Source organism: Pseudomonas sp. 7SR1, assembly GCF_900156465.1.
In the GTDB taxonomy this organism is placed as follows: Bacteria; Pseudomonadota; Gammaproteobacteria; order Pseudomonadales; family Pseudomonadaceae; genus Aquipseudomonas.
Map to the genome: position 1 here is coordinate 1,977,354 of NZ_LT707064.1, position 17,730 is coordinate 1,995,083.

Annotated in this window: 17 protein-coding genes; 13 read left to right on the forward strand and 4 right to left on the reverse strand. The window is 63.6% G+C overall.

The window, feature by feature from the left end:
- Nucleotides 1-258 precede the first annotated feature (258 nt).
- The 9 genes from mdcA to madM all read left to right on the forward strand — a co-directional run bounded on the left by mdcA (nucleotide 259) and on the right by madM (nucleotide 7,511).
- Complete coding sequence (mdcA, locus tag BW992_RS08955) at nucleotides 259-1,929, forward strand: malonate decarboxylase subunit alpha (protein ID WP_072390160.1); 1,671 nt, start codon at nucleotides 259-261, stop codon at nucleotides 1,927-1,929.
- Nucleotides 1,930-2,805 (forward strand): triphosphoribosyl-dephospho-CoA synthase, encoded by an 876-nt coding sequence (locus tag BW992_RS08960; RefSeq protein ID WP_072390157.1) that lies wholly within the window; start codon nucleotides 1,930-1,932, stop codon nucleotides 2,803-2,805.
- Complete coding sequence (locus BW992_RS08965; RefSeq protein WP_072390154.1) at nucleotides 2,805-3,104, forward strand: malonate decarboxylase subunit delta; 300 nt, start codon at nucleotides 2,805-2,807, stop codon at nucleotides 3,102-3,104. The genes BW992_RS08960 and BW992_RS08965 overlap by 1 nt, the downstream gene beginning before the upstream one ends.
- Nucleotides 3,097-3,948: a biotin-independent malonate decarboxylase subunit beta gene (locus tag BW992_RS08970; RefSeq protein WP_072430886.1), complete on the forward strand. Its 852-nt coding sequence runs from the start codon at nucleotides 3,097-3,099 to the stop codon at nucleotides 3,946-3,948. The genes BW992_RS08965 and BW992_RS08970 overlap by 8 nt, the downstream gene beginning before the upstream one ends.
- Nucleotides 3,945-4,748 (forward strand): biotin-independent malonate decarboxylase subunit gamma, encoded by an 804-nt coding sequence (gene mdcE / locus BW992_RS08975; RefSeq protein ID WP_072390148.1) that lies wholly within the window; start codon nucleotides 3,945-3,947, stop codon nucleotides 4,746-4,748. The genes BW992_RS08970 and mdcE overlap by 4 nt, the downstream gene beginning before the upstream one ends.
- Nucleotides 4,742-5,365 (forward strand): malonate decarboxylase holo-ACP synthase, encoded by a 624-nt coding sequence (locus BW992_RS08980; protein WP_072390145.1) that lies wholly within the window; start codon nucleotides 4,742-4,744, stop codon nucleotides 5,363-5,365. Before mdcE ends, BW992_RS08980 begins: the two co-directional genes overlap by 7 nt.
- Nucleotides 5,362-6,282 (forward strand): malonate decarboxylase subunit epsilon, encoded by a 921-nt coding sequence (gene mdcH / locus BW992_RS08985; RefSeq protein ID WP_076406029.1) that lies wholly within the window; start codon nucleotides 5,362-5,364, stop codon nucleotides 6,280-6,282. The genes BW992_RS08980 and mdcH overlap by 4 nt, the downstream gene beginning before the upstream one ends.
- Before the next feature lie 66 nt (nucleotides 6,283-6,348).
- Entirely contained in the window at nucleotides 6,349-6,741 is a 393-nt protein-coding gene (gene madL / locus BW992_RS08990; RefSeq protein WP_072430883.1) for a malonate transporter subunit MadL, read from the forward strand.
- Between the two features lie 5 nt (nucleotides 6,742-6,746).
- Nucleotides 6,747-7,511 carry a malonate transporter subunit MadM gene (gene madM / locus BW992_RS08995; protein ID WP_072430981.1) on the forward strand — a complete coding sequence of 255 codons (765 nt, stop codon included), beginning with the start codon at nucleotides 6,747-6,749 and terminating at the stop codon, nucleotides 7,509-7,511.
- 120 nt (nucleotides 7,512-7,631) lie between these two features.
- Here the strand turns inward: madM and BW992_RS09000 are convergent, their stop codons facing one another.
- The gene (locus BW992_RS09000; protein ID WP_072390135.1) at nucleotides 7,632-8,546 is read right to left on the reverse strand and encodes a LysR family transcriptional regulator; all 915 of its coding nucleotides are present in this window, start codon (nucleotides 8,544-8,546) and stop codon (nucleotides 7,632-7,634) included.
- 207 nt (nucleotides 8,547-8,753) lie between these two features.
- On the opposite strand from BW992_RS09000, the gene trhA reads away from it, so the two are divergent.
- A complete protein-coding gene (trhA, locus tag BW992_RS09005; RefSeq protein ID WP_072390132.1) occupies nucleotides 8,754-9,371 on the forward strand; it encodes a PAQR family membrane homeostasis protein TrhA in 618 nt (205 codons plus the stop codon).
- Nucleotides 9,372-9,427: 56 nt separating this feature from the next.
- Here the strand turns inward: trhA and BW992_RS09010 are convergent, their stop codons facing one another.
- On the reverse strand, nucleotides 9,428-10,333 hold the full coding sequence (locus tag BW992_RS09010) for a LysR substrate-binding domain-containing protein (RefSeq protein WP_076406031.1): 906 nt from the start codon (nucleotides 10,331-10,333) through the stop codon (nucleotides 9,428-9,430).
- Nucleotides 10,334-10,438: 105 nt separating this feature from the next.
- On the opposite strand from BW992_RS09010, the gene BW992_RS09015 reads away from it, so the two are divergent.
- Together BW992_RS09015 and BW992_RS09020 are read left to right on the forward strand one after the other, a co-directional pair.
- Nucleotides 10,439-11,680 (forward strand): D-amino acid dehydrogenase, encoded by a 1,242-nt coding sequence (locus BW992_RS09015; protein ID WP_076406033.1) that lies wholly within the window; start codon nucleotides 10,439-10,441, stop codon nucleotides 11,678-11,680.
- Nucleotides 11,681-11,703: 23 nt separating this feature from the next.
- Nucleotides 11,704-12,603: a transporter substrate-binding domain-containing protein gene (locus tag BW992_RS09020; RefSeq protein WP_076406035.1), complete on the forward strand. Its 900-nt coding sequence runs from the start codon at nucleotides 11,704-11,706 to the stop codon at nucleotides 12,601-12,603.
- A gap of 156 nt (nucleotides 12,604-12,759) precedes the next feature.
- Here the strand turns inward: BW992_RS09020 and BW992_RS09025 are convergent, their stop codons facing one another.
- Both BW992_RS09025 and BW992_RS09030 read right to left on the reverse strand, forming a co-directional pair.
- Nucleotides 12,760-13,479, reverse strand: a complete 720-nt coding sequence (locus BW992_RS09025) for a 16S rRNA (uracil(1498)-N(3))-methyltransferase (protein ID WP_072390120.1) — start codon at nucleotides 13,477-13,479, stop codon at nucleotides 12,760-12,762.
- Between the two features lie 102 nt (nucleotides 13,480-13,581).
- The gene (locus BW992_RS09030; protein WP_072390117.1) at nucleotides 13,582-14,988 is read right to left on the reverse strand and encodes an adenosylmethionine--8-amino-7-oxononanoate transaminase; all 1,407 of its coding nucleotides are present in this window, start codon (nucleotides 14,986-14,988) and stop codon (nucleotides 13,582-13,584) included.
- Nucleotides 14,989-15,212: 224 nt separating this feature from the next.
- Between BW992_RS09030 and BW992_RS09035 the strand changes: the two genes are divergently transcribed.
- The gene (locus tag BW992_RS09035; protein WP_072430879.1) at nucleotides 15,213-16,988 is read left to right on the forward strand and encodes a flavin monoamine oxidase family protein; all 1,776 of its coding nucleotides are present in this window, start codon (nucleotides 15,213-15,215) and stop codon (nucleotides 16,986-16,988) included.
- Nucleotides 16,989-17,730 lie beyond the last annotated feature (742 nt).

Here is a 17,730-nt window from a genome sequence, read left to right on the forward strand (position 1 = left end):
CCACCGGCATCCTGTGGCAAAGGGAGCTTGCTCCCGTTATCCAATTGTAGGAGCGAGCTTGCTCGCGATGGCGGCAGAACAGTCAGCATTGATGTTGCCTGACACGCCGCCATCGCGAGCCTGCTCGCTCCCGCATGGAACTGGGTTCGTTTTTCTTACCGTTACTCCAACCGTAACGATCCGGCGCTGAGCTTGATTGATGCATCTGCCACGACGCTCCTAATGTGACCCCCACGACAGCGAACCCGTGGAGTGGTCATGACAACAACAATATCCCCCGACTCGCGCTGGACGCGGCGGCGCGGCGAAAAGCAGCGGCGTCTCGAGCTGGTGAAGGGGCTTGCCGACGGTGTGGTGTTGCCCACCGACAAAATCGTCGCGGCGCTGGAGGCGTTGATCCTGCCGGGCGATCGCGTGGTACTGGAGGGCAATAACCAGAAGCAGGCGGACTTTCTGTCGCGCTCTCTGGCCAGAGTCGATCCGGCGAAGCTGCACGACCTGCACATGATCATGCCCAGCGTCGGCCGTTCCGAGCACCTCGATCTGTTCGAACGAGGTATCGCCCGAAAGCTGGATTTCTCCTTCGCCGGCACCCAGAGCCTGCGCATCAGCCAGTTGCTGGAAGACGGCCTGCTGGAAATCGGCGCCATCCACACCTACATCGAGCTGTATGCGCGACTGGTGGTGGACCTGATCCCCAACGTGGTGCTCTCGGCCGGTTTCATGGCTGACCGCGCCGGCAATATCTACACCGGCCCCAGCACCGAAGACACCCCGGCATTGATCGAGCCGGCGGCCTTCAGCGACGGCATTGTCATTGTCCAGGTCAACCAGTTGGTGGACGACGTCAGCGACCTGCCGCGAGTCGATATCCCGGCGTCCTGGGTCGATTTTGTGGTGGTGGCCGACAAGCCGTTCTACATCGAGCCGCTGTTCACCCGCGACCCACGGCACATCAAGCCTGTTCATGTGTTGATGGCGATGATGGCGATCCGTGGCATCTATGAAAAACACAACGTCCAGTCCCTCAACCACGGCATCGGTTTCAACACCGCCGCCATCGAACTGATCCTGCCGACCTACGGCGAGTCCCTCGGCCTGAAGGGCAAGATCTGCCGTAACTGGACCCTCAATCCTCACCCCACCCTGATTCCGGCCATCGAAAGCGGTTGGGTCGAAAGCGTGCATTGCTTCGGCACCGAGCTGGGCATGGAAAACTATATCGCTGCGCGACCGGATGTGTTCTTCACCGGCCACGACGGCTCGCTGCGTTCCAACCGCATGGTCTGCCAACTGGCCGGGCAATACGCGGTGGACCTGTTCATCGGCGCGACGCTGCAAGTGGACGGCGACGGCCATTCCTCAACGGTGACCCGCGGCCGGTTGGCCGGGTTCGGTGGTGCGCCGAACATGGGCCATGATCCGCGTGGTCGCCGCCACGGCACGCCGGCCTGGCTCGATATGCGCCACGGCGATGGCGAGGCACCGTTGCTCGAACGTGGCAAGAAACTGGTGGTGCAGATGGTCGAGACGTTCCAGGAGGGCGGCAAGCCGACCTTCGTCGAGACCCTGGACGCGGTGGACGTGGCGAAGAAAGCCGGCATGCCTCTGGCGCCGATCATGATCTATGGCGATGACGTGACCCATCTGCTCACCGAAGAAGGCATCGCCTACCTGTACAAGGCTCGCTCCCTGCAAGAGCGTCAGGCGATGATCGCAGCCGTGGCCGGGGTCACCGCCATCGGCCTGCGCCACGACCCGAAAGACACCGCGCGCCTGCGTCGCGAAGGGTTGGTCGCCTTGCCCGAAGACCTCGGCATCCGTCGCACCGACGCCACCCGCGAGTTGCTCGCAGCCAAGAGCGTGGCCGACCTGGTGCAATGGTCCGGTGGCCTCTACAACCCGCCCGCCAAGTTCAGGAGCTGGTAAATGCACGCACTCGACTGGCAACCCAAGACACTTTCGCTACCTGAGCGTCTTGCCGATCTGGCGGTGGACGCGCTGATCGACGAGGCCGACCTGTCACCCAAGCCGGCCCTGGTGGATCGGCGCGGCAATGGCGCCCATACCGATCTGCACCTGGGGATGATGCATGCTTCGGCGCTGTCGCTGTGGCCGTTCTTCAAGGAAATGGCCGAAGCCGCCATCGATTGCGGCGAGGTCGGCCTTAACCTGCGCGAAGCCCTCGGGCAGATCGGGCGGGACGGTGAAACGGCGATGCTCGCCACCACGGGCGGCGTGAACACCCATCGTGGCGCGATCTGGGCCTTGGGCCTGTTGGTCGCTGCGACGGCGCTGGAGCCCGGTTCCAATGGGCCGGGCGCAGTCACGCTCAGGGCCGCCCGCCTGGCCTTGCTCGACGATCGCTACGCGCCCAGGCCGTTGAGCCATGGTGCTCAAGTAGCCCAGCGCTACGGCGTGCGCGGGGCTCGGGAGGAGGCGCAACTGGCTTTCCCAGCCGTCACTGGCCTGGGCCTGCCGCAACTCAAGCGCAGTCGCGCAGCAGGAACCGGCGAGCAGAACGCCCGGCTCGATGCCTTGCTGGCGATCATGACCACCCTGGCCGACACCTGCGTGCTCTATCGCGCTGGCGAGTCGGGCCTGCGGGCCATGCAGCAGGGTGCCCGGGCGGTGCTCGATGCCGGGGGCAGCGCGAGCCTGGGTGGCCGTCGCCAGTTGCATCGGCTGGATCAACAATTGATTGCGTTGAATGCCTCGCCGGGGGGCGCAGCGGACCTGCTGGCCGCCTGCCTGTTCCTTGACCGCATCGAGCGCGGCGATGGCTTCTACCGGGGAGTGTGCTGATGGAAACCTTATCCTTTGAATTCCCCGCCGGGCAGCCGCCACGGGGCCGTGCGCTGGTGGGCTGTGTCGGTTCCGGCGACTTGGAGGTGCTGATCGAGCCCGGGATGGCGGGCAAGTTGACCATCCAGGTGCAGACCTCGGTCAACGGTAGCGGGCAACGCTGGCAGCACCTGTTCGCTCGCATGTTCGACGGCCAGATGCCGCCAGCGATGACAATCGACATCCATGACTTCGGCGCGACGCCTGGTGTGGTACGCCTGCGCCTGGAACAGGGCTTCGAGGAGATCGGCCATGAGTGACAGCGCAGCGTTGCTGAATAAACACAGTTTCGTCGAACTTGGTGCCCGGCAACGGGCCAAGGCCCTGCTCGATGACGGTACGTTCCGTGAACTGCTCGACCCGTTCCAGCGAATCATGTCGCCGTGGCTGCTGCGCCAGGGTGTGGTGCCGCAAAGCGACGATGGCGTGGTGATCGCCAAGGGTTGCCTCGATGGCCTGCCGGTGGTGATCGCCGCCATCGAAGGCGCGTTCCAGGGCGGCAGCCTCGGCGAGGTCGGCGGAGCGAAAATCGCCGGTGCGCTGGAGCTGGCGGCCGAAGACAACCGCAAGGGCATCCCGACTCGCGCGGTGCTGCTGCTGGAAACCGGTGGCGTGCGTTTGCAGGAGGCCAACCTCGGGCTGGCTGCCATTGCCGAGATCCATTCGGCGATTGTCGACCTGCGCCAGTACCAGCCGGTGGTGGGTGTGGTGGCCGGCAGCGTCGGTTGTTTTGGCGGCATGTCCATCGCCGCCGGGTTGTGCAGCTACCTGCTCGTGACCCAGGAAGCGCGGCTGGGCCTCAATGGCCCGCAAGTGATCGAGCAGGAAGCGGGGATCGATGAATACGACTCTCGCGACCGGCCGTTCATCTGGAGCCTGACCGGCGGCGAACAGCGTTTCGCCACGGGCCTGGTAGACCGTTACGTGGCCGATGATGTGGCGCAGATTCGCCAGCAGGTCGGTCAGCTGCTGCACCTGGGAGTGCCCGCCGAATACCGCAGCGGCCAGGCCGAGCTGTTCCTGCAACGCCTGGCGCGGCTGGACACTGAAGTGCAAATCGAGCCGGCGGCGGTTCGTCAGCTGTATCAGGGAGAACGCCCATGAGTTCGTATTCATTGAGAGGCTTGCGCTGGTTCGAGGCCCTGAGTGGCGGTGCCGAGCCGCTACAAGGCCTGCCTGCTTCATTGAAAGTGGCCGATGTCAGGCTGGCGGGGCATGACGTTCGCCTGCTGGCGGTGGTGGCCGATCCCGACAGTCGCTTTCCCCGTGCTCGCAGCGGTGAAGTCGGTTTGCTGGAGGGCTGGGGGCTGGCCAAGGCAGTGGATGACGCCATCGCCGCGGACCGCGATGCGTCCGGCAAGCGTGCCTTGGTCGCCATTGTCGACGTGCCCAGCCAGGCCTATGGCCGGCGCGAAGAAGCCCTTGGCATTCATCAGGCCCTGGCGGGGGCGGCGGACAGCTATGCCCGTGCCCGGTTGGCCGGGCATCCGGTGATCGGCCTGCTGGTGGGCAAGGCAATGTCCGGAGCCTTCCTGGCCCACGGTTATCAGGCCAACCGGCTGATCGCCCTGCGCGATCCGGGGGTGATGGTCCATGCCATGGGCAAGGCATCCGCGGCGCGGGTGACGCTGCGCAGCGTCGAAGAGCTGGAAGCCCTGGCCGCCAGCGTGCCGCCTATGGCCTATGACATCGACAGCTACGCCAGCCTGGGGCTGTTATGGGAAACCCTGGAAGTCGAGCGTATCGAACAGCCATCGGCGGCCGATCTGGCGCGGGTGAGCGATTGCCTGCAGCAGGCGATCAATGATCTTGCCGGTGCGCCTCGAGACTTGAGCAGCCGTCTGGGGGCGCCTCATCGGGCGGCCTCCAGTATGGTTCGCCAGTTGTTGAGAGCGCAGTGGTGAGCCACCTCATGGCCCACGACCTGCTCTGGGGGATGACCCCGCAGCGGTTGCCTGCGGATGCACCAGCCTGGGTTGTCGAGATCCTGGGCCTCGGGCAGCCGGTGGTGGTGCGCAGGGCGACGAGCGCTGCGGGATACGTCGCGGTAGGCGTGCGCGGGCAATCCCGGGAGCAACGTTATGCCACGACGATGCCGGTGGCGGCGATCCAACGCCGGGTGCGCCCCGAGGACCTGTGTCACATCGAAAGCCGTCGCGACCTGCCTGCCTTGCAGGCACTGTCCCGACTGCGTCCGTTGCTCGACGCCAGCGGTTGGACCTGGGGCGTCGGTGGTAGCGCCGGGTTCGAGCTCGCCAGCGGCGTCGAGGCATTGCATGAGGGCAGCGACCTGGATTTGATCCTGCGCACACCAAGCCCCTTGGATCGCCTTCGGGCCAGGGAACTACTGGCGCAACTGGACGGCTCGGCATGCACCGTGGACATGCAATTGCAGACCCCCTGCGGTGCCGTCGCCTTGCGCGAATGGGCGGGCGTGTCGCGCCGGGTCTTGCTCAAGGACGACGTTCAGGCACGGCTGGTGAGCGATCCCTGGCAGTCGACGCGGGAGCAGGTCGCATGAGCAGCCTGTTGGTGTTTCCCGGCCAAGGTGCGCAACGAGCCGGCATGCTCCACGGGCTGTCGCCGCAAGTCTTGGATGAGGCGAGTGATGCCCTCGGCGAAGACGTGTTGCAACTGGACAACGCCGAGGCGTTGCAATCGACCCGCGCCGTGCAACTGTGCCTGTTGATCGCCGGCGTGGCGGCTTCCCGGCGCTTGCTGGAGCAGGCGCCTGCGCCGGACTACGTGGCGGGGCTGTCCATCGGTGCCTATCCGGCGGCGGTGGTGGCCGGTGCGCTGGGGTTCGAGGATGCGTTGCGGCTGGTCAGCCTGCGCGGCGAGCTGATGCAACAGGCGTTTCCCCAAGGCTATGGCATGACCGCCATCATCGGCCTGGACCTCGCCGCGGTGGAGGCATTACTGGCAAGGGTACACAGCGAGCAGACACCGGTTTACCTGGGCAATATCAATGCCGACAACCAGGTGGTCATCGCCGGCAGCGACGAGGCCATGAGTATCGTTGCCCGGGAGGCGCGAAGCCAGGGAGCCGCCAAGGCATGTCGTCTGGCGGTAAGCGTGCCGTCCCACTGCCCGCTGTTGGAGGCGCCGGCCCGCGCACTGGCCCAGGCCTTCGCCGACGTACCCTTGAAAGCGCCCAGCCTGGGTTATCTCAGCGGCAGTCGCGCCCGGCCGATGGCCAATATCGAGGCCTTGCGCGACGACCTGGCGTTCAACATGTGCCGCGTCGTCGATTGGCGCGGCACGGTGCAAAGCGCCTACGAGCGAGGCGCGCGGCTACAGATCGAACTGCCACCCGGCGCGGTGCTCACCGGCCTGGCGCGCCGGGTGTTCGAGCAGGGCACTGTCATTGCTTTCGACGGGGCTCGGCTCGATACCTTGCAGGCGCTACTGCGTGAGGAGGGCCGCCGCCGACCCTAGACACCGACTCAAGCTGGCGAAGCACAAAAACAACAACTTCGACGATGCACTTTGAGGATTACAACAATGATTATCTACGGTGTGGCATTTCTGGCTTTTTGTACCCTGGCGGGCATCTTCATTGGTGAGCTACTGGGTAAATTGATTGGTGTGCCGGCCAACGTCGGTGGCGTCGGCATTGCGATGCTGCTGTTGATCGGCCTGGGCAGTTACCTGAGCAAACACGGCTTTTTCAAAGGCAAGACCGAAGCCGGCGTCGAGTTCTGGAGTGCGGTCTACATTCCCATCGTGGTGGCCATGGCGGCCCAGCAGAATGTCTACGGAGCGCTCAAGGGGGGGCCGATGGCGGTACTGGCGGGCACCCTGGCCGTGGTGATCGGCTTCGCGATGGTGCCGGTGCTGGTGCGCATTGGCAACAAGGGGCCTGAAGCCAACGTTTCCGTCAAGACGCTCGGGTGATCGCCATGTACGAATCCATGATGAAGGTGATTACCGGGTACGGTCTGATCAGCGGTTTTGCGATTGTCGGCATCACGATGTGGGTGTCGTACTGGATCAGCGACACGTTCACCAGGGGCCGCCTGCACGGCTCGGCCATTGCGATCCTGCTCGGCCTGGTGCTGTCGTACATAGGCGGTGCAATGACCGGTGGACAGAAGGGCGTGGTGGACGTCCCGCTGTTATCGGGGATCGGGTTGCTGGGTGGAGCGATGCTGCGGGACTTCGCCATTGTCGCCACGGCGTTCGGCGTGAGTGTCGAGGAACTCAAGCGCGCCGGTTTCGTCGGCGTCCTTGCGCTGTTCGTCGGGGTGGCCACCTCATTCATCGCCGGCGTCGGCGTGGCGATGGCTTTCGGGTACACCGATGCGGTAAGCCTGACCACCATCGGTGCCGGCGCGGTGACCTACATCGTCGGCCCCGTTACCGGCGCCGCCATTGGTGCCAGTTCCGAAGTGATGGCCTTGTCCATCGCCGCAGGCCTGATCAAGGCGATCCTGGTCATGGTGGCGACGCCTTTCGTGGCGCCCCTGATCGGTCTGAACAATCCCCGCAGCGCGGTGATCTTCGGCGGCCTGATGGGCACTTCCAGTGGCGTGGCCGGCGGCCTGGCCGCCACGGATCCGAAGCTGGTGCCCTATGGCTGCCTGACGGCGGCGTTCTATACGGCCCTTGGATGCCTGCTGGGGCCTTCGTTGCTGTTTCTGGTCATGCGGGGATTGATGGGGTAGGGCTTTGGATTTTCGCTGAGCGGGCAGCCCTTGTTGCGAGCAAGCTCGTTCCCACATTGGATCGGCGTTCACATATTCCTTGTGGGAACGAGCTTGCTCGCGATGGGGGACGGCGCGATTTCAGGCCTGGCGATTGGCATACATCCGGCACTCGGCCAATAGCGCCAACAGGTTCGGATCGCGCTCCTTGGCCTTGAGGAACACCAGGCCGATGTGTTGCTGCAACCGGTACTTTTCCTGCAAAGGGATCAGCCTCACCCGGTTTTCGTATACCGCTGCGATCCGCCCCGGCAGCAAGGCGTAGCCCACGCCCGAACTGACCATGCTCAACAGGGTGAAGATATCGTTGACCTGCATCGCCACCTTCGGCTCGAAGCCCGCCTGCCTGAACACCCGCACCCCGTCCTGATGAGTGGCGAAACCCTGGGTCAAGGTGATGAACGTCTCGTCGCGCACCTCGGCCAGATCGACTTCGCTGCGTTGGGCAAAGGGAGAATCCGCTGGCGTAGCAAGAAAGATGTCGTCGCAAAACAGCTCGATATGTTCGCAGTCGGGGTCGTTCACGCTGTCGTCCAAGGAGATCAGGATCGCGTCCACCTCCATGTTCTTGAGCTTGTACAACAGGTCGATGTTCGAGCCCAGGATCAGGTCGATATTGAGTTCACTGCGGCGGATCTTCAGGCCCATGATCAACTGCGGGACGGTCTTGACCGTCAACGAATACAGCGAACCAAGCTTGAAGCGCTCGGCGGAGAACCCGGCGGCCTCGCGGGTCAGGCGCACGCTGTCGACCACATCCTGGATCAGTTTCTGTGCCCGCTCCTCCAGTACATAGGCACTCTCCAGCGGCGTGAGGTTGCGCCCCTCATGCTTGAACAGCGGACAACGCAGGGCGCTTTCCAGGGAATGAATGGCCCGGTGCACGCTGACATTGCTGGTCTGCAGCTCGGCCGCCGCCCGGGCCAGGTTGCCGGTGCGCATGAAGGCCAGGAACACCTCGAGTTTCTTCAGGGTCAATTCTTCGTCGATCAGCATGGGGCGGACTCTTATTCGTATCGCCTGATTGTGCCCCAATTGGCTTCTTTTTAGAGGGTGTCTGTGTGGCGCGGGGATTTATCCCCTCGCCACAGGGGTTCCAACCGGTCCAGACAGCTCGGGCCCAGGGGCAAGCAGCAAACCATTGCACTTTGCAGCGCCAGGCCTGAGCCTTGGCGTCTGTTTTGGAATGTGAGGGGGGATTGGATGTATCACGGGGAACGACTCAACGCCTGGACGCACCTGGTGGGGGCGGTGGCAGCGTTCATCGGTGCGGTGTGGTTGCTGGTGATCGCCGGAATGGCCGGCGATCCCTGGAAGATCGTCAGCGTGGCGATCTATGGCTTTACCTTGCTGGTGCTGTACAGCGCCTCGACCGTCTACCACAGCGTGCGCGGGCGCAAGAAAGCGATCATGCAGAAGGTCGATCATTTTTCGATCTACCTGCTGATCGCTGGCAGTTACACACCCTTTTGCCTGGTGACCCTGCGCGGGCCATGGGGCTGGACCTTGTTCGGGATTGTCTGGGGGCTGGCGCTGATCGGGATCCTGCAGGAGATCAAGCCGCGCTCCGAGGCACGGATCCTGTCCATCGTGATCTATGCCGTGATGGGCTGGATCGTGCTGGTGGCGGTCAAGCCGTTGTTGGCGGCCCTGGGCGGTGCCGGATTCGCCTGGCTGGCCTCGGGTGGAGTGTTGTACACCGTGGGCATTATCTTTTTCGCCCTCGACAGCCGGCTGCGGCATGCCCATGGCATCTGGCACCTGTTCGTGATTGCCGGAAGCCTGCTGCATTTCGTGGCGATCCTGTTCTACGTGCTCTAGGTCCTGTACGAAGTGTCTTGAGACGAGCCCGAGGGGCAAGGCTTTTCGCACAGGGCCTAGGACAAACGATCCAGCTGCTCCTGCGCCCGAGTGGCGAAAATCTCCAGCAGCGCGCCCAGGGCATGTGCCGGCGCCTCGTTGGCCCGGGTCACGGCATACAGCGAAATGGGCAGCGCTGGCGACAGCGGCCGGATGGCCGTGCGACTGGCCGAAGCGCCCAGGGCCGTGAACGGATCGATCACCGCCAAGCCGGTGCCGGCCTCCACCATGGCCCGGGCCAGGGAATAGGTCTGCACGGCGATGCTGACACGTGGTGGCGGCTGGACGGCTTCGAGGTAGCTGTCCAACCGGGCTGACAACGGGTCGGCGCTGGACAGGCCGATCAGCGGCGCGCCTGCCAGCTCCTGCAGCGGCATTGGCCTGCCCAGCGCCGCCTCGGCCCAATGTCCTTTCGGTGCCAGGGCCACCAGCACGCCGCTGGCCAGGACCTGGGCCTTGAGTCCGGGATGATCGGGCGGTTGCAGGGTCAGGGCGACATCGATTTCGCGCATCAGCAGGTTCTGCACCAGTTCGCGGCTGTGGGCGCTGGACAATTCACAGGCGATGTCCGGGTAGCGGCCGGTCCACTGGTGGATCGCGGTGGGTAACAACGACAGGGCCAGGGCCGGCGTCGCACCGATGCGCAAGCGCTGGCCAGGCGCGCGACGCAGGCTCTGGGCCAGCCGACGGACGCCCTGCAGGCTCTCGCTGACCTTGTCGACTTCACGTTCCAGTTCCAGCGCTTCGGGCGTGGGCTGCAGTTTGCCGCGCATTCGCAGGAACAGGGCAAACCCCAGTTGCTGCTCGGCGTGCTGCAAGACCTTGGTCACCGCCGGCTGGGATACGTGCAGCAATTGCGCGGCGCCGCTGATGGTGCCGGCCTGGCGGATGGCCTGGAAAATCTCGATGTGGCGAAGGCGCATGGCGAGCCCATAACCTTTGTCTATAGGTGGTCCATCTTTATTCATTGTCCCGACCCTGTCACCTGCTCCTACTCTCGGGCCATTGGAAACCGGGGCGAGACAGATATGGTTCAGCGGGTTTGTATCATCGGGGGCGGAGTGATCGGGTTGGCGACAGCCTACGCACTGGTGCGCGACGGCATCGACGTGACGCTGGTGGAGGCGCGGGAGACGCTGGGTCGTGAAACCAGTTTCGCCAATGGCGGCCAGTTGTCCTACCGCTACGTCGCGCCCCTGGCGGATGCCGGCGTGCCCTGGCAGGCGCTGGGCTGGATGCTGCGCGGTGATTCGCCGCTCAGGCTGCGACCGCGCCTGGACCCGGCGCAGTGGCGCTGGATGGCCTCGTTCCTGGCCGCCTGCCGGACGTCGATCAACCGTCGCAACGGTGGCCACCTGTTGCGCCTGGCGCTGTTGAGCCAGGCCACGTTGCAGGGCTGGCGCGAGGAGGATCACCTCGACGGTTTCCACTGGCGACGCAACGGCAAGCTGGTGACATTTCGCAATGGCGGACATTTCCAGCGCGCTCGCCAACGGATAACGCAGACGGCCTGTCAGCAGGTGCTGGACGCTGCCGAATGCGCGCGCCTGGAGCCGGCACTGAGCGGCGTGCCCTACGTGGGCGGCATCTACACACCGGATGAGGAAGTCGCTGACTGCCATGCCTTCTGCCTGAGACTGGCGGAGCGTTTGCGCTCATCGGGGCGCTGCGAGTTCCTGCTGGGCCGACCGGTGACCGGCATTCGCCATGCCGGCGACCGGGTGCAGGCCCTCGAGCGCGGTGGGCAATGGTTGCCGGTGGACAACCTGGTGATCGCCGCCGGCCACCGCAGTGGGGCGCTGGGGTTGCCGGGAGTGCCGATGCCCCTTTATCCGCTCAAGGGCTATAGCCTGACCGTGCCGATCGGCGCGCAGCATCGGGCGCCAGAATTGAGCATCACCGATTACGACCGCAAGGTGGTCTACTCTCGCATCGGTGAGCGATTGCGGGTGGCGGCCATGGTGGACATCGTCGGCTTCGACCCGGCGCCGGATCCCCGGCGCCTGGCCCTGATCAGGCGCCAGGCCCGGGAAACCTTCCCCCGGGCCGGCGACTACGAGCACGCCATCGAGTGGGCCGGCATGCGCCCGGCCACGCCCAGTGGCGTGCCGCTGATCGGGGCCACCCGCTACCGCAACCTGTGGCTCAACCTCGGCCATGGCGCGCTGGGTTTCACCCTGGCGTGCGGCAGTGCTCGCCTGCTCAGCGAACTGATTCGCCAGCGCACACCGTCCATCGATTTGCAGGGCCTCACGCCCCGCGCCGCCTGACCCACCCGCAACGGAGAATAACAATGCGAAAAATCACGTTGATCGGCTGCACCCTGAGCCTGCTGTTGGGCGTCCAGGCCCAGGCCACGCAAGCGCCTTCGGGCACCCTGGAAAAGATCGCCAGCAGCCAAGGCATCACCCTGGGCTATCGCGATGCGTCGGTGCCGTTTTCCTACATAGGCGACAGCAGCGGTAAACCCATGGGGTATTCGGTGGAACTGGCGAACAGGATCGTCGAGCGCATCAAGACACAGCTGGGGTTGTCGCGACTGGACGTGAAGTACAACCTGGTCACGTCCCAGACCCGTATCCCGCTGGTGCAGAACGGCACTGTGGATCTGGAATGCGGCTCCACCGGGGTCACCGCCGAGCGGCAGAAGCAGGTGGCCTTCTCCTACGGCTTCATCTACGTCAAGGGCCAGTTGCTGACGGCCAGGGACAGTGGCATCCAGCGTTTCGCCGACCTGCGCGGCAAGAACGTGGTCACCACCGCCGGCACCACCAACGAACGTTTCCTGAAAAACTACAACCAGGATAACAAGGCCGAGATGTTCGTCATCAGCGCCAAGGACCATGGCGAAGCGTTCCAGATGCTGGAGACGGGCCGGGCGGCGGCGTTCTACATGGACGATGCGCTGCTGTACGGTGAACGGGCCAAGGCCCGCGATCCGCACAAGTGGGTGGTGGTGGGAGAAGAGCAATCGCGGGAAATCTACAGCTGCATGGTGCGCAAGGACGATCCGCAATTCCTGGCCCTGATCAACGCGGCCCTGGGGGACTTGTACAAGTCAGGCGAGATCAACGCCATCTACGACCGCTGGTTCCAGCAACCGATTCCGCCCAAGGGCCTGAACCTGGAATTCCCGATGACCAATGAGTTGAAGGCGATTATTGCCAGGCCGACCAGTGATCCGGTGCAGTAGGTCGTCCGGATCCCCACGGCTCCACTGTGACTGATCGTTCCCACGCTGGCGCCCGGGAACGCCGCCAGGGAGGCCCCGCGTTCCGCTTCTGGAACGTGGCCCAGAGCCTTGCGGGATGCATTCCCACGTAGAGCGTGGGCGATCGACAGAGGTCTGTCAGAAGTCCCCCCACAACTGCTGTGCCACCGCAAGGGCCACCACCGGCGCGGTTTCGGTGCGCAGCACGCGGGGGCCGAGGCGGGCGGCGTGGTAGCCGGCGGTCTTGGCTTGTTCGACTTCGGCATCCGACAGGCCGCCCTCGGGGCCGATCAGGAATGCCAGTGCCTGCGGTCTGGCGTGGCTGACCAGCGGCTCGGCCACCGGGTGCAGGACCAGCTTCAGTTCGGCCGCGGTCTGCTTCAGCCAATCGGCCAGCAGCAGCGGTGGATGGATCACCGGCACGGTGGAGCGCCCGCACTGCTCGCAAGCGCTGATCGCCACCTGGCGCCAGTGCAGCAGGCGCTTGTCGGCGCGTTCGTCCTTGAGGCGCACTTCGCAGCGCTCGCTGAAAATCGGCGTGATCTCGCTGACCCCCAGTTCCGTGGCTTTCTGAATGGCCCAATCCATGCGCTCGCCCCGGGACAAGCCCTGGCCAAGGTGAATATGCAACGGTGACTCCACCTGGCCGGCGAATTGTTCGTCCAATTGCACCCGCACGCGTTTCTTGCCGACTTCCACCAGGGTGCCGCGAAATTCCTGACCGGAGCCGTCGAACACCTGCAGCGCATCGCCTTCGGCCATGCGCAGCACCCTGCCGATGTAGTGGGCCTGGGCTTCGGGCAGTTCGTGGTCACCGAGGCTCAAGGGGGAGTCGATGAAGAAGCGGGACAGTCTCATTTCGAATCTCTGCAAAAGTTAACGGTGCCATGGGGGCGGCACCTGTGGCGAGGGGATTCATCCCCTCGCCACCACGGTGTTCTCGCCAATGGAATCGAGGGCTCAGCCCGGGTCACGGAACCCAGGGTGGAAGTCCTTGGGCACCGCCACGCTGACCGTGTCCCGGGTGGCGATGTCGATGCCTTCGCTGGCGACCTGCGCCAGGAAATCGATCTGCTCCGGAGTGATGACATATGGCGGCAGGAAATACACCACGCTGCCCAGCGGACGCAGCAACGCACCGCGCTCCAGGGCATGCTGGAACACTGTCAGGCCGCGCCGCTCCTGCCATGGGTAGGCGGTCTTGCTGGCCTTGTCCTTGACCATCTCGATGGCCAGCACCATGCCGGTCTGGCGTACTTCGGCCACGTTCGGGTGGTCGGCCAGGTGCGCGGTGGCACTCGCCATGCGCTGGGCCAGCACCTTGTTGTTTTCGATGACGTTGTCTTCTTCGAAGATGTCCAGCGTCGCCAGGGCAGCCGCGCAGGCCAGGGGGTTGCCCGTGTAGCTGTGGGAATGCAGGAAGGCGCGCAGGGTCGGGTAGTCGTCGTAGAAGGCGCCGTAGACGTCGTCGGTGGTAAGACACGCCGCCAATGGCAGGTAGCCGCCGGTCAGGGCCTTGGACAGGCAGAGGAAGTCCGGGGTGATACCGGCCTGTTCACAGGCGAACATCGTCCCGGTACGGCCGAAGCCGACGGCGATCTCGTCGTGGATCAAGTGGACGCCATAACGATCGCACGCTTCGCGCAGCAGCTTCAGGTACACCGGGTGATACATGCGCATGCCGCCGGCGCCCTGAATCAGCGGCTCGACAATCACCGCGGCCACGCTGTCGTGGTGCTCGGCGAGGGTCTGTTCCATGGCGGCGAACATTGCCCGTGAATGTGCTTCCCAGCTCATGCCCTCGGGCCTGTGATAGCAGTCGGGGCTCGGCACCTTGAGGGTGTCCAGCAGCAATGCCTTGTAGGTTTCGGTGAACAGCGGCACATCGCCCACCGACATCGCCGCGATGGTTTCGCCGTGGTAGCTGTTGCTCAGGGTCACGAAGCGCTTCTTGCCGGGCTGGCCACGATTGACCCAGTAGTGAAAGCTCATCTTCATCGCCACTTCGATGCAGGACGAGCCGTTATCGGCGTAGAAGCACCGCGTCAGGCCTTCAGGTGTCATGCCCACCAGGCGTTCGGACAGCTCGATCACCGGCTGATGGCTGAAACCGGCGAGAATCACATGCTCCAGCTGATCGACCTGATCCTTGATCCGCTGATTGATCCGTGGATTGGCATGGCCGAATACATTGACCCACCAGGAGCTGACGGCGTCGAGGTATCGCTTGCCTTCGAAGTCTTCCAGCCACACGCCCTCACCACGCTTGATGGGGATCAGCGGCAGTCGTTCGTGGTCTTTCATCTGGGTGCAGGGATGCCACAGCACCGCGAGATCGCGTTGCATCCACTGGTTATTCAGGCCCATGTACAGTCTCCTCGAGGCGGCTCGCGGCGGGCGCGGGCAAAACAGTCGGGCAAGCCTATGCAATGGCGGCCCTGCGGACAACCCATTGTGTCGTTGCCGCTACTTTGTGCGAGGCGATAGACGCCGCTGGCGGCGCTTTGATGGCTGACGTATTCTTCGCCGTTCTCTGAGCCGGCTGGCTCGTAAACAGAAGTTTTCCCTGGTTTTATTCCGGAGTTTGCAGAATGTCTGCTGGTTGGCTGCGCGCGTGTGCGTTGATGATGCTGGTGATGGTGGGGCTGGGCAGCGTTTCGGCGTCGGCCAAGGATAAACAACCGACGGCCATCGTCATCGGCGGCGGCCTGGCGGGGTTGACCGCAGCTTATGAACTGCAGAACAAAGGCTGGGGCGTGACGCTGCTGGAGGCCCGGCCGAGCCTGGGCGGTCGTTCGGGCATGGCCACCAGCGAGTGGATCGGCAACGACAAGACCCAACCGGTGCTGAACAACTACGTGTCGACCTTCAAGCTGGGCACCACGCCGGCACCCGAATTCGTGCGCACTCCCAGCTACCTGATCGACGGCACTTATTTCACCGCTGCGGACCTTGCGACCAAGCAGCCGGCCACCGCCGAAGCCCTCAAGCGCTACGAGAGCACCCTGGACGACCTGGCGCGCTCCATCGAAGATCCACAAAACCCGACGGCCACCAGTACGTTGCATTCCCTGGACCAGATCACCGTGTCCAACTGGCTCGACCGACTGCAGTTGCCGGCCACCGCGCGGCAGTTGGTGAACCAGCAGATCCGTACTCGCTATGACGAACCGTCGCGCCTGTCCCTGCTGTATTTCGCCCAGCAGACCCGGGTCTATCGCGGTGTCTCCGACCGTGACCTGCGCGCATCGCGCCTGTTGGGCGGTAGCCCGGTACTGGCCCAGGCCTTCGTCAAGCAGCTGAAAACCATCAAGACCAACTCGCCCGTATCGGCGATTTCCCAGGACAAGGATGGCGTGACCGTCAAGGTCGGCAGCGTCGGCTACCAGGCTGACTATGTGGTGCTGGCGGTGCCGCTGCGGGCCCTGAACAAGATCCAGCTGACCCCGGCCCTGGACGCCCAGCACCTGGCTGCGATCAAGGGCACCAACTACGGCTGGCGCGACCAGATCATGCTCAAGTTCAAGACTCCGGTCTGGGACAGCAAGGCACGTATGTCGGGCGAGATCTACAGCAACACCGGCCTGGGCATGATGTGGATCGAGCCGGCCCTCAAGGGCGGCGCCAACGTGGTGATCAACCTGTCCGGTGACAATGCCCGGGTGATGCAGGCCTTTGGTGACAAACAGATGGTCGACCAGGTGCTGATCCGCCTGCATGCGTTCTACCCGCAGGCCCGCGGGGCGTTCACCGGCTACGAGATCCGCCGCTACAGCACCGACCCTTCTACAGGCGGCTCGTACTTGGCCTATGGCCCGGGACAGATCAGCAAGTTCTGGCGCTTGTGGGAAAAGCCATTGCAACGCGTAGCCTTTGCCGGCGAACACACCGATGCCCTGTATCCGGGCACCCTGGAAGGCGCGTTGCGCAGCGGCCAGCGGGCGGCCAGCCAGGTGCAGGACCTTGCGGCGGGCAAGTCGTTTGAACCGGCCAAGGTCGCACCGGCTGCGACGGCGGCAGCAGCGGCAGGTGCGGTGGCAGCGAAGAAAGGCAACTTCTTCACCAACCTGTTCGGTGGCTCGGATGACGAGAAGAAACCAGAGCCCGTCAAGGCGCCTGAGCCGGTAGCGCCGCCAGTACCGACGCCCGCGCCAACTCCGGCACCTGCGCCGGTAGAAGCGCCGAAGGTCGCGACCCCGGTAAAAGCCGAGCCGACCAAAAAGGCCGCAGCCAAAGCCACGCCGAAGAAGCCGGCAGCCAAGGCTCCGGCGAAAAAAGTCCCAGCCAAGGCGCCGGTGAAAAAGGCTGAAGCGGTGAAAAAGCCGGCGGTCAAGCCGGCGACGACCACTGAGCCCCAGGCTCAGTAACGCCCAGACAAAAAAAGCGCGACCCGAGGGTCGCGCTTTTTTTTGCCCATTCATGTAGCCCTTCGGTGTGTATGTACCGTGCCTTGGAATCGCACAATTCATAACCCCGGTCCTACACGCTATGCGATATATCAGCTGCTTCCCACAAGAGAGTCGGAAGGGAGCGATAGATTGCGCCAAGTGTTGCGCTCTAATCTGTGCAACCAAAAAGGTTGGAGTATTTATGAGATTATTAATTGCGGTTATAGCGGTGAGCGTACTTTCTGGTTGTGTGTATGGTGAATGTAGAGATCCTCTTATGATTCCGATGATTCCAAAAAAAGATCCTCATTTGGCTTATAAATGTCAAATGGATCCATACAAGCCAGAGTGCTCGGTCAACTAGTAGTGTAAAAACCTATTAGAACGGTCCTAATGAGAATTTCCATGTATGAATCGGTACATCTTCGAATAGGACCGTGACTCGCCTTGGCTTGGATAGGCGCCCGGGTGCAAAGCCAAAGCGAGCCCAGCATATCTTTCCCGTTCGCCTGTCATGGATGACCAGGTTGCCGTCATCCTGAATGCCCAGACAGGTGTTATACCAAAGCGATTTGTCTCTGCTATGAGTACTTTCCGCGATCCATAAGCGTCTTCTGGATGGATCATAGAGAAAGCCACTGTTGCTGATTACGAACTGTAGAGGCTCACGCATTCTTTTGAGGTGCAGAGTTACGCTATAACGCCGGTTGCCATCTGCGGT

Excerpts from the sequence above, each read along its gene's own strand:
- BW992_RS09025 (WP_072390120.1), bottom strand. The coding sequence starts at position 13,479 with ATGAGACTGTCCCGCTTCTTCATCGACTCCCCCTTGAGCCTCGGTGAC.
- mdcH (WP_076406029.1), top strand. The coding sequence starts at position 5,362 with ATGAGCAGCCTGTTGGTGTTTCCCGGCCAAGGTGCGCAACGAGCCGGC.
- BW992_RS09020 (WP_076406035.1), top strand. The coding sequence starts at position 11,704 with ATGCGAAAAATCACGTTGATCGGCTGCACCCTGAGCCTGCTGTTGGGC.
- madM (WP_072430981.1), top strand. The coding sequence starts at position 6,747 with ATGTACGAATCCATGATGAAGGTGATTACCGGGTACGGTCTGATCAGC.
- mdcE (WP_072390148.1), top strand. The coding sequence starts at position 3,945 with ATGAGTTCGTATTCATTGAGAGGCTTGCGCTGGTTCGAGGCCCTGAGT.
- BW992_RS09035 (WP_072430879.1), top strand. The coding sequence starts at position 15,213 with ATGTCTGCTGGTTGGCTGCGCGCGTGTGCGTTGATGATGCTGGTGATG.
- BW992_RS09015 (WP_076406033.1), top strand. The coding sequence starts at position 10,439 with ATGGTTCAGCGGGTTTGTATCATCGGGGGCGGAGTGATCGGGTTGGCG.
- BW992_RS09010 (WP_076406031.1), bottom strand. The coding sequence starts at position 10,333 with ATGCGCCTTCGCCACATCGAGATTTTCCAGGCCATCCGCCAGGCCGGC.
- BW992_RS08965 (WP_072390154.1), top strand. The coding sequence starts at position 2,805 with ATGGAAACCTTATCCTTTGAATTCCCCGCCGGGCAGCCGCCACGGGGC.
- BW992_RS08960 (WP_072390157.1), top strand. The coding sequence starts at position 1,930 with ATGCACGCACTCGACTGGCAACCCAAGACACTTTCGCTACCTGAGCGT.
- mdcA (WP_072390160.1), top strand. The coding sequence starts at position 259 with ATGACAACAACAATATCCCCCGACTCGCGCTGGACGCGGCGGCGCGGC.
- BW992_RS09000 (WP_072390135.1), bottom strand. The coding sequence starts at position 8,546 with ATGCTGATCGACGAAGAATTGACCCTGAAGAAACTCGAGGTGTTCCTG.
- BW992_RS08970 (WP_072430886.1), top strand. The coding sequence starts at position 3,097 with ATGAGTGACAGCGCAGCGTTGCTGAATAAACACAGTTTCGTCGAACTT.
- BW992_RS09030 (WP_072390117.1), bottom strand. The coding sequence starts at position 14,988 with ATGGGCCTGAATAACCAGTGGATGCAACGCGATCTCGCGGTGCTGTGG.
- trhA (WP_072390132.1), top strand. The coding sequence starts at position 8,754 with ATGTATCACGGGGAACGACTCAACGCCTGGACGCACCTGGTGGGGGCG.
- madL (WP_072430883.1), top strand. The coding sequence starts at position 6,349 with ATGATTATCTACGGTGTGGCATTTCTGGCTTTTTGTACCCTGGCGGGC.